General features: G+C 46.3%; 10 protein-coding genes. 6 read left to right on the top strand and 4 right to left on the bottom strand.

From position 1 onward, the window contains the following. Positions 1-268: 268 nt before the first annotated feature. Positions 269-1,942 carry a response regulator gene (locus D0A34_20190; GenBank protein ID UNU20884.1) on the top strand — a complete coding sequence of 558 codons (1,674 nt, stop codon included), beginning with the start codon at positions 269-271 and terminating at the stop codon, positions 1,940-1,942. Positions 1,943-2,438: 496 nt separating this feature from the next. Continuing rightward, the gene (locus tag D0A34_20185) at positions 2,439-2,861 is read left to right on the top strand and encodes an anti-sigma regulatory factor (protein UNU20883.1); all 423 of its coding nucleotides are present in this window, start codon (positions 2,439-2,441) and stop codon (positions 2,859-2,861) included. A 345-nt stretch (positions 2,862-3,206) separates the two neighbouring features. Here the strand turns inward: D0A34_20185 and D0A34_20180 are convergent, their stop codons facing one another. Together D0A34_20180 and D0A34_20175 are read right to left on the bottom strand one after the other, a co-directional pair. Beyond that, on the bottom strand, positions 3,207-3,641 hold the full coding sequence (locus tag D0A34_20180) for a nuclear transport factor 2 family protein (GenBank protein UNU20882.1): 435 nt from the start codon (positions 3,639-3,641) through the stop codon (positions 3,207-3,209). Between the two features lie 347 nt (positions 3,642-3,988). Continuing rightward, a complete protein-coding gene (locus D0A34_20175) occupies positions 3,989-4,951 on the bottom strand; it encodes a Red carotenoid-binding protein (protein ID UNU20881.1) in 963 nt (320 codons plus the stop codon). A gap of 277 nt (positions 4,952-5,228) precedes the next feature. On the opposite strand from D0A34_20175, the gene queG reads away from it, so the two are divergent. After that, positions 5,229-6,164 carry a tRNA epoxyqueuosine(34) reductase QueG gene (queG, locus tag D0A34_20170; protein UNU20880.1) on the top strand — a complete coding sequence of 312 codons (936 nt, stop codon included), beginning with the start codon at positions 5,229-5,231 and terminating at the stop codon, positions 6,162-6,164. 172 nt (positions 6,165-6,336) lie between these two features. Continuing rightward, entirely contained in the window at positions 6,337-6,975 is a 639-nt protein-coding gene (locus D0A34_20165) for an HAD family hydrolase (GenBank protein UNU20879.1), read from the top strand. Positions 6,976-7,126: 151 nt separating this feature from the next. On the opposite strand, the gene D0A34_20160 is transcribed toward D0A34_20165, so the two are convergent. Continuing rightward, on the bottom strand, positions 7,127-7,954 hold the full coding sequence (locus D0A34_20160) for a hypothetical protein (protein UNU20878.1): 828 nt from the start codon (positions 7,952-7,954) through the stop codon (positions 7,127-7,129). A gap of 142 nt (positions 7,955-8,096) precedes the next feature. Further along, on the bottom strand, positions 8,097-12,839 hold the full coding sequence (locus D0A34_20155; GenBank protein UNU20877.1) for a helicase: 4,743 nt from the start codon (positions 12,837-12,839) through the stop codon (positions 8,097-8,099). 313 nt (positions 12,840-13,152) lie between these two features. Between D0A34_20155 and D0A34_20150 the strand changes: the two genes are divergently transcribed. Both D0A34_20150 and D0A34_20145 read left to right on the top strand, forming a co-directional pair. Next, entirely contained in the window at positions 13,153-13,335 is a 183-nt protein-coding gene (locus tag D0A34_20150) for a hypothetical protein (protein UNU20876.1), read from the top strand. Continuing rightward, positions 13,289-15,442: a polyribonucleotide nucleotidyltransferase gene (locus D0A34_20145; GenBank protein ID UNU20875.1), complete on the top strand. Its 2,154-nt coding sequence runs from the start codon at positions 13,289-13,291 to the stop codon at positions 15,440-15,442. The genes D0A34_20150 and D0A34_20145 overlap by 47 nt, the downstream gene beginning before the upstream one ends. Positions 15,443-15,615: the final 173 nt, after the last annotated feature.

Here is a 15,615-nt window from a genome sequence, read left to right as displayed (position 1 = left end):
GCTAACAAGGTGATTGCTCGTATCACAGCGTGAAAGCTGACTCGGGAATTTTCCCTATTGAAGCGGCCTACCGAGGCGGGTTACAGTATCGAAAGCCTCTCATCTGTTGTGCGAACAGATGGTGCGAAAGGAATGCTCACCTTGAGGTAAAACGGGTTTCTTTAACTCAACTTGACGTAACTGATATGTTGCATATATCCAGCCCCCCTTTTCCTCCCGCCACCTTGCTGATTACAGCTATGGTGGGGGTTTTCAAGGGGGAAGAAAGATGAGTCGGGGAGATGGAAGCAAGCTGAAACTGATGGTAGTCGATGACGAACCCGACAACTTGGATTTATTGTACCGGACGTTTCGACGCGACTTTCAGGTTTACAAAGCAGATAGCGCCCTCAGCGCCCTGGAAGTTCTAGACGAACAGGGCGAGATGGCGGTGATTATATCTGACCAGCGGATGCCAGAAATGAATGGCACCGAGTTTTTGGGGAAAACAGTCGAGCGATTTCCCGATACGATTCGGATTCTGCTAACGGGATACACCGATGTTGAAGATTTGGTTGAGGCCATCAACTCAGGTCAAGTTTTCAAATACATCACCAAACCGTGGAATCCAGAAGAACTCAAGTTGGTGATCAATCAAGCCTCAGACACTTACAAATACTACAAGCAGCGCAGCGTTGCATTGCGCCGCGCTTTACGCAAGGAATCTCTTTTCAATGAGGTAATGAGCGTGATTCGCGGGTCGCTAGATTACTCTAGTATGGTACAAACTATTGTTCAAACCGTAGGTCAAACTTTTGAGGCCAACTATTGTATGCTGCGGCCGGTAGAGAGCGATCGACTATTGCCGAGTACCTTCCCCTACCAAGCCCAAACCGACGATGCCAGTAGCTTTTCTTTTGATGAAAATTTGCTGGTTCAAGCTGTAGCTACCCGCCAAACTCAAGTGAACTCAAACAGTGGGGGGCAGGGTAACTCGGTTGAGATTGCCGTGCCCCTGACTTACCAGCAAGAATTGCTGGCGGTACTGGCTTTGTCCCAGATTGGCGGCACTAACCCTTGGTCGGCAGAAGATATAGAGTTAATAGAAGGTGTAGCAGCTCAAGCTGCTCTCGCTCTGTCTCAAGCTAAGCTCTACCAGCGCACTCTGGATTTAGCCAAGCAGATGCAAAACGAGTTGGAAGTGGCTCGCCAAATCCAAACAAACTTGTTGCGCCAAAGTTGGCCGGATTTTGAAACTGTCAGGGTGCAAGCTTGCTGTTATCCCGCGCGGGAAGTTGGTGGCGACTTTTTTGAAGTCTACGTCCACTCCCAAGGGGATATTTGGATAGCGGTGGGAGATGTTTCGGGTAAGGGAGTTCCGGCTGCTCTATTTATGGCGAGCGCGATTTCGGTGATGCGGCGGGAACTTTCCCAAGAAGTTTCTCCAGAGCCAGATCAAGTTATGCAGAACATGAATAGCAGTATGTCTGACGACCTGATCGGCAACAACCATTTTATTACAATGGTTGTAGCTCGTTACACTCCGTCAACGGGACACCTCGCGTTTGCTAATGCCGGTCACATTTACCCGATTGTTTGGTCTCACTCGGAGGTGAAAGCTCAAGCCGCTAGCGGTAAAACGCCAGTCGAGCCGAATTTCCTGAAAGCTCGTGGCATTCCCTTGGGGATACTACCAGTTTGGAGAGGCAAAGCAGGTACGATCGAATTAAAGTCAGGAGATGTATTTCTGCTGACGAGTGACGGAATTACTGAAGCTAGCGTGACCACTGAAGCGGTCGCAGGGGGTGTACCAACCCGTTCTATGCTACAACAAGAAGGGCTTTGGCAACTCTTGATTCAGGAACCTGGTTCTTTCAACTTGGACAATTTGTTGGCTCACATCCGAGCGGACAATCCGGTTCAGGAAGACGACCAAACCATACTCTCTCTGGAGGTTCTTTGAATCTGTCAGCGACTCCCGACGCATAGTCGGGGGTGAGAGCCGAAAAAACTTAAGCCCTGCTGATTGACGGCCCACAGAGTAGTCCTGTAAAGGACGGCGTTATCGTCAACAGTAAAAAACCTAGCCGGCGATGGCGCAGCTAGTTTCCTGAATCGCTTTCCTGGGGGATTAAAGGCCTGTAAAAGGTTAACGTAGAAGGCATTCGTGAGAAAAAACCAACGCTTAAAAGCCAGGGATTGAAACACAGATTTTTTATACCTCGCTGCTTGCAGTCTCGGTATAATTATCAATTGTTAATGGGCTTTAGGCCCATAACTAAAGTTTTCAAATATACTCTTAACCTCTGCCTTCTACCGAATCATGAATGCCTGATTTTTAAACAGAAAGGGCTGGTATCCCCCGAGTAGCGACAAGTATTGAGGCCGAATCCATTCGGCGCGTCGTGTTTCATACCTGGTGTGAAGACACAGGGTTTTCAAACTTACGGGATTTTTTTATGAATACTGAGCTTCATGTGCCAAGCGACTTGCGATTTTTAACAATTGTTGAAAATTGGTTGCTGAGCAGTTTAGAAGTAGAGCTAGGAGAGCACGTCGATTGGCCACGTCAGTCGAATCGTTTGCGCTTGGTGTTAGCAGAAGCCTATTCTAACGTGATCCGCCATGCTCACAAAGATCAACCCAATTTGCCCGTGTTAATTCGCTTGAATTTAAAAAATAGGGATATTGGTTTAGAAATTTGGGATTACGGTAAAGGTTACGAAATGGATACTTACAATCCCCCGAGACCGGAAGCTAAACAGGAAAGCGGCTACGGCTGGCTGATTATGAGCAGACTTATGGATCGGGTGGACTACACTTTGCAAATAGACGGTCGCAACTGTCTAAAGTTGGAAGCGAGTTTGCCGGAAAAATCTTAATTAGTCGTTAGTCATTAGTCATGAGTGATTAGTGATTGGCAATGCACTTTTTGACTCGCTTTGGCTGTCTGTCGCACGCTGCGGTGACAGCCACTTTGTCGTTGAGTATCGTCCGCGCAACGCCCGACTGTAAGATTGTAGGGGTACAGTCCCGATCGCACAAATACCGAAGAAACGGGATTTTTATACGGTGAGTGGCACTTCACCAAAAATTTGGATAAAAACCCGGTTTCTGCCTCATTCTTGCCAGAAAAAGCCGATTAACCTGTCGATCGCACGACTTTAGCTATTACGTGCGATCGACAGGTCAAACCAAAATAGACAATTTAAATGTGAAACACCTTATCAAACATCTAATTTCTTCTGTGACCGCAGATTTAGCAATTCTTGGGGAGAAGCTAACAGTTTGACCGTGACAGAAAGGATTTTTTGGTCAGAATTGAGCAAGAACTGCCATCCGACATTAACACCAAATGCGGAAGTTTGCACCCGGCCGCTTACCTGAACTTCTACATTGCCATCTTCTAAAATTTGGCTGACACCTTGCTCGGGTTCGAGCTGCATTCCTCGTGCTTCTTTTTTGAGATAAGTGGCGATCAAGAGGCTGCCGATAATTGGATCTTCAAACGGCGCGTGCAGAACCCCATCATCGGCAAATAAATTAGCCGTCGCTTCAAAATCGCCCGCGTTTAAAGTTTCAAAATATTGCAGTATCCCTGGCATTGTGATGCCTGGAATCTTTATAGAGTGAGTTAAAATAGGTTGAGTTGTTGCGGTCATAAAACAAGTGATTTCAAATGAATGAGTATACTGTAATCATTCTCTTTGTCGCAGCAAATCCCTCAAAAGATATAAGTAGAGGTAGGAAAATAATTCTCCCAAAAAAGGAGGAACCGGGAACGGGAGAGCGTCGAGCGCAGCTTTCAAAGCGATCGACCAAAATCAATACTACTTTCAAACAATACAAGTGTAGCCAAGCTGCAAGCCCGGATACCATCTGTCATTTTCCATCCTTTCATTCTTGAATCTAAAATTTAAAATCTAAAATCTAAAATGATATAAACCCAGACACCTAATGGCATCTGGGTTTCTGGGCAAGCCTGTTTAACAGAGCAAACAAGGATATTCTATTGGCGGATCAAATTGAGCAATTCCTTAGGAGATGCCAACAAGTCGATCGCCACAAAGAAAATTTGACCTTGGGGATCTAACAAAAACCGCCACGCGATGTTCATTCCCACATTCGCTCCGAACCAGGGAGTTTCGACTTTGCCGGTGACTTTCACTTGGCGGTAGCCATCTTCTGTGGGTTCCGATACGCCTTGCTGGGGCATCATTTTCAGTCCGATGCACTCTTCCCGCATATAGTTGAGGATAGCTTCGCGACCGACGATCGGCTTTTGGAAAGGTGGTTGTAGGGCACCTTCTTCGGCAAATAAAGCGATGGCTGGGGTGAAGTCGAAGGCGTTCATGTAGTCGATGTAGTTGAGGACAGTCTGCTCGCTGATACCCTCAATTTTGGTTTTCACCCGCTCTTCTGGAGCGGTGGGAGTGCTGCGGGGGGCTGAGCGTTTGCCGTACTCTTGGCTAAAAGCAGGGTCATAGCCCATGTTAACTACGGTATTGCGAAGTACGGTAATTTGCTGACTGGGATCTAGTTTCTTGATGGTTTCTAGAACTGTGGTGGCTTCGGGAGACATTTGATAGCCAGCGGGGATCGGAGCGACAAGGCCCTGTTTCATCAACTGTCCCAACTCGTACCAGAAACCGAGTTTGGTGTTGACGCGCAAGGAAGTGTAAATCCGCCCGATCGTTGTGTCGGCGTTGCTGGCTAGGTCAAACATGGTTTTGCTTTGAGCAGCCGGCGACATTTGCTTGATTTCGCTCAGTATGCCTTCAACAAGCGCCATGCTGGCTACTCCGGGAGCTGCTGGGGTGATGGAAATACCCATTTCGGTGTAGGCATACCAGAGCAAGGCTAGTTGGTCTTCAACGCTGAGTTTGTAAAATGCTTCGGTGGTAGCCGGAACAGCGCTAGCAATCTCCATGTTGGAGAAAATAGATTGAGCTGATTGAATACTAACTGCCATGTGTATGCTGTGGGATTTGTGGTTGTAGTGAGCTACTGGAGTTAGGAAACGTCAAGCTCCCTTGATTAAATTATGTAACGTTTTGTTAAAAATTGCAAATATAAATTACATATAGCTGAGTTATAAAATTATGATGAATGGTTTGGTAAATTGCGATCGCCGTCACTAGACTGTGCGCCGAATTAGTTTATTCAGGAAACCGATCGTTAAAATCGCTTGGCATATCATATAAACTAAAAATAGTCAATACCAAAGGTAAATATTTGCCTGGTGTCAAATGAAAGCGCCAATTAGCAGCATTTTGGTTAAGCAAAAAGCCCTTGAACTGGGATTTCACAAGGTTGGGATAGCCTTGGTAGACGAGGGCACTGACAAGGATGCACAAAGGTTGCAGGCATGGTTGAATAAAGGCTATCAGGCGGATATGGCATGGATGGCTAACCCGAAACGTCAGGATATTCGCGCGGCAATGCCAGAGGTTAAGTCCTTAATATGTGTCGCCATCAATTACTACACGCCTCACCAACGCCCGGGCGGTTCCGAATATGCCAAAATCTCTCGCTACGGCTGGGGAAGGGATTATCATAAAATCCTGCACAAAAAACTGAAGGTTTTGGCAAATTGGGTGCGATCGCAAGGCGAGGGAATTGAAGCGCGGTATTATGCTGATACCGGGCCGATTCAAGATAAAATGTGGGCGCAGCGTGCGGGGATTGGGTGGATTGCCAAAAATGGTAATGTAATTTCGCGCGAATACGGTTCTTGGGTGTTTTTGGGAGAAATCTTGACTAATTTGGAGTTAGCGTCCGATGAACCCCATACGGAACATTGCGGTACTTGCACTCGCTGCATTGAGGCGTGTCCGACGGGGGCAATTACTGAGCCTTTTGTGGTGAATGCCGATCGATGTATAGCTTATCACACGATCGAGAATCGAGCCGAAAAATTGCCCGACGAAATTGGATCTAATTTACAAGGTTGGGTAGCAGGTTGCGATATTTGTCAGGATGTTTGTCCTTGGAATCAGCGATTTGCTAAACCAACTGATGTTGCCGACTTTGAGCCTTATCCTGAAAATATAGCGCCGACACTTGCAGAATTAGCCGACATCTCCGACGAAGAATGGAACCGCAGATTTACAGCTTCGGCGCTGCGGCGCATTAAACCAGAAATGTTGCGGCGAAATGCGAAAGCTAATCAAATTAACCCTTAAAAGTTGAGATGTTCGCGCTCAGGGTGCTTAGGCGACACCTTACCCTACAGATAATAACCGTAGGGTATGTACGGCTCGCCAAGAGCCAATACATTATGAAGTAAGTCATTCCCCATCTAAAATCTAAAATCTAAAATTGTATGATTCCCCGTTCCTTATTTGCTATTGTCCAATGACCCAAGTAATTATTTTTGATTTTGACGGTACTTTAGCAGATACAATCGATATTCTCCTGAGCATCACCAACCGTTTGTCAGCCGAATTGGGCTTTAAGTCTGCGACCAAAGAGCAAATCGCTCAACTGAGCAATTTAACTTCTTGGCAACTCCTTCAGTATTCTGGCATTTCTATCTTCAAATTCCCGCTGTTGATTAGAAGGTTGAAAGCAGAGTTACGCAGCGAAATTCCCAACATTCAATTATTTGCGGGAATTAAAGAAGTTTTACTGGAGTTAAAAAAACTTGGCTTTCAACTGGGCATTATCACATCTAATTCCCGAGAAAACGTCTTAGCCTCGCTGGAAACAAATGGTGTGCAAGACACTTTCACATTTATTTACTCTGGTTCAACTTTTGGCAAACATAAAGTTATTAATAGCTGGCTAAAAACAGAACATATAAATCCTAAACAAGTCGTTTATGTGGGAGATGAGATTAGAGATATTGAAGCTGCTCGAAAAACAGGAATTAAGGTAATTGCTGTAGCTTGGGGTTTTAATTCTCAGGAGGCTTTGGCTGCACACAATCCCGATTTTTTGATTAAACGCCCCCAGGAATTGATAGAGATTATGAGTAATTTGTGGGAAGTGTAAACTGAAATTGCAAAAAGTAAGACTCGTCGGTTGAAATCTATTCTACACAAACTCTCGTTCCACCAGAGAGGGACTAAAGAATAAAAGGGGTATCAAAGCCTGATTTGTTATCAGCCAGAGTCCCTAGTATCATCTCTGCGAGTAAATTATGTTACTCTCCTTCGCCCCGTTTCAGTGCTGCTAAAACTGCTTGCTGGCTAACTGCTTGGTAGATTTTGTTAAAATGCTGCTTGAGTGCGTCAGATGCGGGCGAGGATTTGCTAGCGGTTCCTTTTCCGTCGGTTGCGAGGGCAATTGGGCCTAAGATATCTAATACTGTTTCGCTGCTGGGTGGCGGTACAATAACTACTAAAGATGATTCTAGCTGCTGATTGTATTCCCAAAAGCGATCGACCTTCGGCAATTTAGGATTCGTAGTGGGGGCATTTTCGCCGGAGTTGAGTTGGGAATTTTCCTCTCCTTGGGTACCTCGTCTCTGACGAAGTGCTGTCAAGATTTGCTCTTTGGTTCGACCCCGCAATTGAAATAGTACGAAGGGGTCTTCGCTGAAGCGATCGCCCAATAAGTAGTATACTGCACTGATGTGTTTGCAAGGGTTTTTGGGGTCAGGACAGCTACAGCGCGATCGAATATCAGATAAGCTTAACGGAAATAGCGTTTTGCCTGCTGCTGCAAATACATCTTCAATATTGTGCGGCATTTCTCCTGCTAAGAGTTTAGCTGAAAAAACTGCTCTTTGCGACATATTTTCAATCACATAATCCCAATCTTCATCAGTCAACGTATCAAGTCCTAAAGAAACTTGATAGGGTTTTGGATCGGTTCCTTGAACTATGGCAATTACTTCTTGATTGGGAAATTTAATGCTGAGAACTTTACCTTCGCGCGCGTACTGCCAGCCACGTTCTAAGCGCTTTTTGAAGCGGTAGGTATTGATTAAATCTAACCACTGTTGGGTCCACCATTCTCTGTCAATCATAAGCGGAAGAAAAAAGGAAGTTCAGCAACGCATTCTGTAACGGATGTAACGGATGGAAGTCCGAAGGTTTGTAGTGAGGACTAAAGTCCTCTGATTTTTGAGGGCTGAAGTCTTCAGTACAAGCCGAAGAAAATTAAGCACATTATTCTTCTTCGTTTTCTATAATAGCATTGCGATCGAGAATTAGTAAATTCCGAAGTTGGTCTGTATCGAGTTCGGTGAGCCAGTTTTCGCCGGCGCTGACTACTTGTTCGGCTAGAGCTTTTTTGCTTTCGATCATATCGTGTATTTTCTCCTCTAACGTACCCGTGCAGACAAATTTATGCACTTGCACGTTGCGAGTTTGACCGATGCGAAATACGCGGTCAGTTGCCTGATTTTCTACTGCGGGATTCCACCATCTGTCATAGTGGAAAACGTGGGTTGCTCTGGTTAAGTTCAAACCTGTACCGCCAGCTTTTAAAGATAAAATCATAATCGGCGGGCCTTGGGGGTCGTGCTGGAAGCGATCGATCATTTCTTCGCGCTGCTGTTGCCGAATTCCTCCGTACAAGAACAAAACTTCTCGCCCTAAATGCTGTTCTAGATGCGGTTTCAGGAGTTTTCCCCATTCGGCAAATTGAGTAAAAATTAAAGCCCGATCGCCCTCAGCGAGCACCTCTTCTAACATTTCCACCAACCGCTGCAATTTCCCCGATTCCTGACTCTTAATCCCCAATTCTTTCGGCTTAGCTTCTGCTTTCACAAGAGCCGGATGGTTGCAAAGTTGCTTGAGTTTTACCAGCAAAGCCAGAATCATTCCCCGGCGCTGAATACCTTCGGCTGAGTCTAATTCAGCTATTGACTCTTCGACTATTTTCTGATATAATACCGCCTGTTGAGCCGCCAGCCCGCAAAATACAGTCATCTCCTGTTTTTCGGGCAAATCTTGGATGATTTCTTTGTCAGTTTTGAGGCGGCGGAGGATGAAAGGCCGAACGAGCGATCGCAAAGTCTGCAATGATTCTCGATCTCCGTATTTCTCGATCGGAATTGCAAATCGGCGCTGAAAGAAATTGCGCGGCCCCAAATAGCCAGGATTCAGAAATTCTAAAATTGACCACAATTCTTGCAGTCTATTTTCCACCGGAGTTCCTGTCAGCGCAATTCTAAAAGATGCCTCGATTTGTCGCACCGCTTGCGACTGCTTCGCCTCGGAATTTTTAATATTTTGCGCTTCATCTAAAACTAATCCTTGCCATTTAATGCCTTGAAATTCCTTCGCATCGCGAAACACCAGGGCATAACTGGTAATTATTAAATCCTTTCCTTTAATTTCAGCCGCAAATGCTTTGCCTTTAGCGCGCTTGTCTCCGTGGTGAACTAACACTTTTAGCGTCGGGCCAAATTTCTTGACTTCGCGCTCCCAATTGCCCAATACTGATGTCGGACAAACCAGTAATGTTGGCGCTTCTAGAGAATCTTGTTCTTGTAAATGCAGGAGAAAAGTAATTAGCTGAATAGTATTGTGGCACAAGATATTATTGGCAACAAAATTGTGATGCTTGCTCACCTCAAAATCATAAACCCACCCGCTGTACTCAAAATCCTCAATTTCCTCTATTCGGCAATAAAATACTTCTTGGTCTAGAAAAAGTTGTAAGCCTTCTCTGATTGTATTTAGCTGTTGTGTGTCTAAATTTGCATAAGCTTCTAGAGTCTGATTCGTCCAGTTTGAAGGCTTTAACTGACGGTATTCTTGTTGGGCCGACCCATTTAAAATATTTTCCATCCCAGCGACTACCCTTGCCAGACTCCTGTGGGAAAACTCCTGAGAACCGTTGATGTAAACGGGGTTGTGCATTCCCAAATGGCGCAATGGTAATTTTGTAATTTCCACTGCACGAGCGACGATATCGGAAGCAGGAATTCCCTCAACATTGGTGTTGCAAGCCGATTCGCAAATTTGCTCTAATTTACGCTGTTTTTCGGGATAACCGAAGCCAATTTCCTGCAAAAATATGCGCGCTGAGTTACCGCCGAAAGTGCCAATATAATAGGTGCGAAAAATCCCGCTGCCATTGGTGGCCCGTTTCTGCTTAGTGGCGATTCGCAGCCAAATTCCAAAGCGCCGCAGCAGTGTAGAAAGTTGTTGGATGATTAAAGGCGAAGCGGTGCTAATTTCGATATTTCGCGTGTTAAGAAAGACAGATCCTTCAGCATCGAAGTAGTTTTTGAGAAAAATTCGTATGGTGTCAAGATTGGCTTGCATGATGAATTGCGGGAAGCTTTTCTCGGCTGACAGCTTTCCCCACTCGTAGCCTTTAGACTCAAGAAAGCTTTGGTACGATCGACTACACACAGCTAAATATGCTGCTCTTGGCTTACCGGGATTACGAACAGCAGGATTATTTATTTCTATCCCATACTTGTTGCTTAAACGGTGAAGTGTGAAACGCAATTCTTCAAGAACTGCCACATCTTTCTGCGTTATTGTGAGTATTGCTCGATCGCGCTGCTCATATCCCTCAGCAATCTGCCAAGCCAGAAACTTGACCAAATCAGGATCTTCCGGCTTTCCTTCCCAATACAATTTAGCAGGAACGCAAACATAATCTCCAACCTTGAGCTCATTTGTCCAGCCATCGCGTCCTAACAATTTGTGGCGGCGGGTAATTGTGATGCTGCTACCATCTTGTAGTTTGATGGTTCGCAACTTTTCTTGCACTTGCTGCCGGTAAAGTCGTCGAATAGTCGCCTGTACAATTTTGCCTGTTTCCTGATTTATGGAATTTACCAGTAATTGCTCGTTAGGTTCAGACCAAAAGCCCTCACCGTCGAATTCGGTTTTTCCGGCATAAGCTTCCCATATTTTTTCAGCTTTTTGTAAAAAACCATTAACAAAAAGCAAACTTTGTGGTAACAAGCATTTACCGAGCCCCATATCGTCCGCGAGACAAGCACCCAAACCCCAGCGTTCTAAAAATGCTAACCAGCCTGCTCCTAGGGCTTGATAAGGCCGCAATTGTCCCTGGAAAGTAGCCGGAGTTGCGATCGCACTTACCGCTTGATTATCGCTCAAAGTATTCAACAATTCCTGAAGCTGACCCGTAGCCTCAAAATTCACCACAGGCAATTTTTCGATCATCTGAGTATCGCCCGACGCCAAACGCAAAGCATCCTCCAAAGAAAGAGTCATTTGCTCTTTGCGGCTGGCAAAAAAAGTTTGAGCCGCTTTCACATCCGGTGCGCGCAACTCCACCCACTCGCCGTTAATTTCCACCAAAGGCGAATTCAACGCGGTCAATCTGTCAAATTCTGCCTTAGAAATACGCTGTCCGCCGATCGTCAATTCCCACTTAAAATTTAGCAGACTTTGCAATCCCAACCCACCTTTCGCCGGAGTCACTTTGGGAGTTTCCGCTTGAATGCTCAAACCCAAACGACTCGCCCAACCATCCGTCTTTGTCAAACTCGGCGGCAAAACTACGCCCAATCCGCTATCAGCAAACCGCCAAGCTACAGACTTAATAAACTCGTAAGCTTGCAGCGGATTTAATTGGCAAGATTGAGGCCGCTGTGCTTGCAAACTCGGTTCAATTAACGGATAAAGTTTCGAGGCTAAACCCAAGCCGCTCAGCAAAGTTTCTTGAGGCAATTCTATTGTCCGCCCCGCATAAGCCAAACGCTCGACAGAGTTGTTCCAAACAGTTGTCGCGTCCACCAAAAATTCGTTTTCATCTGCTGCTTGCAAGCAATAATTTAAATTCCAGTTGGCTTTACCGGGCGCTGGTGGTATGAGTTGAAAGCAAGTGCGAAATTGACTTTGTTGAGATAATTGGTTTTGCAGGGGTGCAGTCCAAGCACTCAGCTTGGTTGCCAAGTTTTCCAATGGTGCTGTTTCTACTTGCACAATCCCAGATTCCTGCTGCAAAGCTTGCAGCCACTCGCGCACAGGAGAAACTGTTTTGATGTCTAAAGTAGAGCTACCAGCAGATCGCACTTGACTATCTACAATACTACTCAAAAAGCCTAACACCAATTCCTCCGCCCCCATCGGCAAATCCACCACTAAAGGCAATTGACTGGATTCTTCTTCCTTTTCCCCTCTTCCTTCTTCTTTTTCCCCTCTTCCTTCTTCCTTCTTCCCTCTTCCTTCTTCCTTCTTCCCTCTTCCTTCTTCCTTCGATTGATACGTTCTGCAAGCCGTGGGCATTTGCTTGACAAAAGTGGCGAGGCGGAGTGTATCTGTAGAACTATCTAACAACGGTTGCCATTTGGCAATAGCAGAACCGTCGGACTGTTTCTCCAATCCAGGCAAAAATTTGCATCTTGCCAACAAATCCAAACTCCACCTAGCAATATGAGACCAAAAACGCAAATCTGATCCGACAAAATAGTCTGGTTCCGTGCTGTTAAGCGGTAGTGATTGCAAGAAAACAAAAGCTGCTTGAGGGTTAAGACAAAAACCCTCCACTTGCCAGGGATAAAGGTAAATTTCCTCGGTTTTAGCGGGTTCCTCAAGTGCTGCTGCTGAGTGCTGCGGCATCAGATTTGCGTTCGCTTCTGAGATTTGGGTGGGAAGTGCGATCGCCCGAATTTCCTTTTGAATTGAGGAGTCTCGGGCGGGAATTTCTGCGTTGGGAGTTTTGGGTGAGCGCCTAGTTTTTTTGCTTTTTTCCGGGGGAGTTTCTGCGGTTTCCGGTAATTGCCAATCCAGTTTTCCCGACTGCTGCAAGGAATTTAGGAAAGTCTTAAATTCAGCTTCGGTCATTGCTAAGGGATGCGGTAAATGCCTCCCCGATTGTATGGTGTCAATAGTCCCAACTTTTCGCCAAGTTTCTCCCCAAATAAATAAGCAACTTTTCTCATTTTCAACTAGCCAACTGCCGTGTAAAATTGCCATTTTTTTAATCCTGGTATTTTTATTTAAGTGGGATGTTGACTACTACATTTATATGGAATTTATGAAAATTTTATTTAAAACAAACCGAGGATATTTTGCGCCAGACAGGACTTAGGTAGAACCTGTATATGTAGGGTGCGCCCTAACCACCTTACGGCTTATTCCCTGTCCTAGATAACTAAATCCCTCTTCCTTTTTCCTTCAACGTCCCAATTCCCAAACGAAAATTCATCGTACCATCTATGGAAGGCTTTTAGCGGGCGATCGACCGGAGAATCGACCCCTGACTGCCAAAAATAATTCTAGAGTATAAATGCTTATAAGCCAGACACAGACAGTGGATCGCGAGGCGATTATCCCTGTCTTTTGGCGTCGGACTCTCAAACATCCTGTGGTAATGTTACGATCCCGACAGAGAAAGAATGTGGTAGATAAGGAAGCAGTGCTACATGGTAGAGATAGACAAGTCAATATCCTTCGATGGACGGGATATTAGACTGAAGATTGGTTTACTAGCGCCTCAAGCAGGCGGTGCAGTTTTGATTCAGTCGGGTGACACGGCGGTTTTAGTGACAGCGACTCGATCGCAGGGGAGAGAAGGAATTGATTTCCTGCCCCTGTTGGTGGATTACGAAGAGAGACTGTACGCTGGCGGTAAAATTCCCGGTGGATTTTTGCGACGGGAAGGGCGTCCCCCAGAAAAAGTGACTTTGACTGGTCGTTTGATCGATCGACCGCTGCGCCCGCTATTTCCAAGCTGGCTGCGAGATGACATCCAAGTTGTAGCCACAACGGTTTCGATGGACGAACAAGTGCCACCGGACGTTTTGGCGGTGACGGGGGCTTCGGTGGCGATACTGCTGGCGAAAATGCCGTTTTACGGGCCGATGGCGGCGGTGCGAGTCGGTTTGGTAGGGGACGATTTCATCATCAACCCAACCTACAGCGAAATCAGAGAAGGCGAGTTGGATCTCGTGGTAGCTGGTTCTCCTGACGGAGTAATCATGGTAGAAGCCGGCGCTAACCAATTGCCGGAACAGGATATCATCGAGGCGATCGACTTCGGCTATGAAGCAGCCTGTGACTTGATTCAAGCCCAGCGCGAAATTATGGCGGAATTGGGGATCGATTTGGTGGTAGAAGAACGGCCATCCCTAGACTCTGCCCTGGAAAACTTTATTCGCGATCGCGCTGAAGCCCCAATCCGCTTTATTTTGTCTAAATTTGAACAAGACAAAAACCAGCGGAATGCAGCTTTGGACGAAGTTAAGGCAAATGAAGTCGAATCTGCGATCGCCGAACTCTCGGAAGAGGACCCGGTAAAACTAGCAGCCACCGCCAACAGCAAGGCGATCGGCAACGTTTTCAAAGACGTTACCAAAAAAATCATGCGCCAGCAAATCCTCGATGATGGCGTCCGTGTAGACGGTCGCAAGCTAGACGAGGTGCGACAAGTTTCTTGTCGCGTAGGCGTGCTGCCGTCGCGAGTACACGGCAGTGGGTTGTTTAATCGCGGGTTGACTCAAGTCTTGTCCGCAGCTACCCTGGGAACCCCAGGCGACGCCCAAGACTTAGGAGACGACTTGCACCCGCAGCAAGACAAACGCTACCTCCACCACTACAATTTCCCGCCGTTTTCGGTAGGAGAAACCAAGCCGATGCGATCGCCCGGACGCCGAGAAATCGGTCACGGAGCCCTCGCAGAACGCGCTTTGCTGCCGGTTTTGCCATCCAAAGAAGATTTCCCCTACGTGATTCGCGTAGTTTCAGAAGTCCTTTCTTCCGACGGTTCGACCTCAATGGGTTCAGTTTGCGCCTCAACGCTAGCATTAATGGATGCAGGCGTTCCCCTTTCCCAACCCGTCAGCGGCGCGGCAATGGGCTTAATTAAAGAAGGCGATGAAGTCCGAATTTTGACTGACATTCAGGCAATTGAAGACTTTTTAGGCGATATGGACTTCAAAGTAGCTGGTACCGACACCGGCATTACCGCTTTGCAGATGGACATGAAAATCAAAGGTTTGCCCTTAGATGTGATTGCCAATGCCATCCGCCAAGCCAAACCGGCCAGACTGCAAATTTTAGAAAGAATGCTGGCAACCATCGACACTCCCCGCAAGGAAATGTCGCCGTTTGCACCGCGTTTGCTAACCCTGAAAATCGATCCGGAATTTATCGGTTTGGTAATTGGGCCAGGTGGGAAAACGATCAAAGCCATCACCGAAGAAACTGGTGTCAAAATTGACATCGAAGACGACGGAACCGTGACAATTGCTGGCAACGACAGCGAAAAAGCTCAGCGGGCTTACAACATTGTCCAAGGCATGACGCGCAAGTTGAATGCAGGAGACGTGTATGTCGGCCGCGTAACTCGAATTATTCCGATCGGCGCTTTTGTGGAAATTTTGCCCGGAAAAGAAGGCATGATTCACATTTCCCAGTTAGCGGACTACCGCGTTGGCAAAGTGGAAGACGAGTTAGCTGTAAACGATGAAGTGATTGTCAAAGTGCGAGAAATTGACAATAAAGGTCGAATTAATTTGACCCGCTTGAATATTCATCCCGACGAAGCGGTAGCCGCCCGCGAAGCGTTGAATAAATAGTTTACAGTTGGTAATTGGTAATTACTTGTAGAGTAATTGCTAATTGCTAATTGCTAACTCGTAATTAGTAATTGCTAATTGCTAATTGAGATTAAATCTGATTGTTTCAGATTGATTTGGGAGTAGGTGCGCGACAGCGACAGATCGACAAGAGTGCGATCGGCTGTAGAAGT

The sequence above is a fragment of the Microcoleus vaginatus PCC 9802 genome, assembly GCA_022701275.1.
GTDB classification, from domain to species: domain Bacteria; phylum Cyanobacteriota; class Cyanobacteriia; order Cyanobacteriales; family Microcoleaceae; genus Microcoleus; species Microcoleus vaginatus_A.
Note: the sequence above shows the minus strand (reverse complement) of the source record. Positions and strands in the feature narration are given on the sequence as shown.

Excerpts from the sequence above, each read along its gene's own strand:
- D0A34_20190 (UNU20884.1), top strand. The coding sequence starts at position 269 with ATGAGTCGGGGAGATGGAAGCAAGCTGAAACTGATGGTAGTCGATGAC.
- D0A34_20185 (UNU20883.1), top strand. The coding sequence starts at position 2,439 with ATGAATACTGAGCTTCATGTGCCAAGCGACTTGCGATTTTTAACAATT.
- D0A34_20180 (UNU20882.1), bottom strand. The coding sequence starts at position 3,641 with ATGACCGCAACAACTCAACCTATTTTAACTCACTCTATAAAGATTCCA.
- D0A34_20175 (UNU20881.1), bottom strand. The coding sequence starts at position 4,951 with ATGGCAGTTAGTATTCAATCAGCTCAATCTATTTTCTCCAACATGGAG.
- queG (UNU20880.1), top strand. The coding sequence starts at position 5,229 with ATGAAAGCGCCAATTAGCAGCATTTTGGTTAAGCAAAAAGCCCTTGAA.
- D0A34_20165 (UNU20879.1), top strand. The coding sequence starts at position 6,337 with ATGACCCAAGTAATTATTTTTGATTTTGACGGTACTTTAGCAGATACA.
- D0A34_20160 (UNU20878.1), bottom strand. The coding sequence starts at position 7,954 with ATGATTGACAGAGAATGGTGGACCCAACAGTGGTTAGATTTAATCAAT.
- D0A34_20155 (UNU20877.1), bottom strand. The coding sequence starts at position 12,839 with ATGGCAATTTTACACGGCAGTTGGCTAGTTGAAAATGAGAAAAGTTGC.
- D0A34_20150 (UNU20876.1), top strand. The coding sequence starts at position 13,153 with ATGCTTATAAGCCAGACACAGACAGTGGATCGCGAGGCGATTATCCCT.
- D0A34_20145 (UNU20875.1), top strand. The coding sequence starts at position 13,289 with ATGGTAGAGATAGACAAGTCAATATCCTTCGATGGACGGGATATTAGA.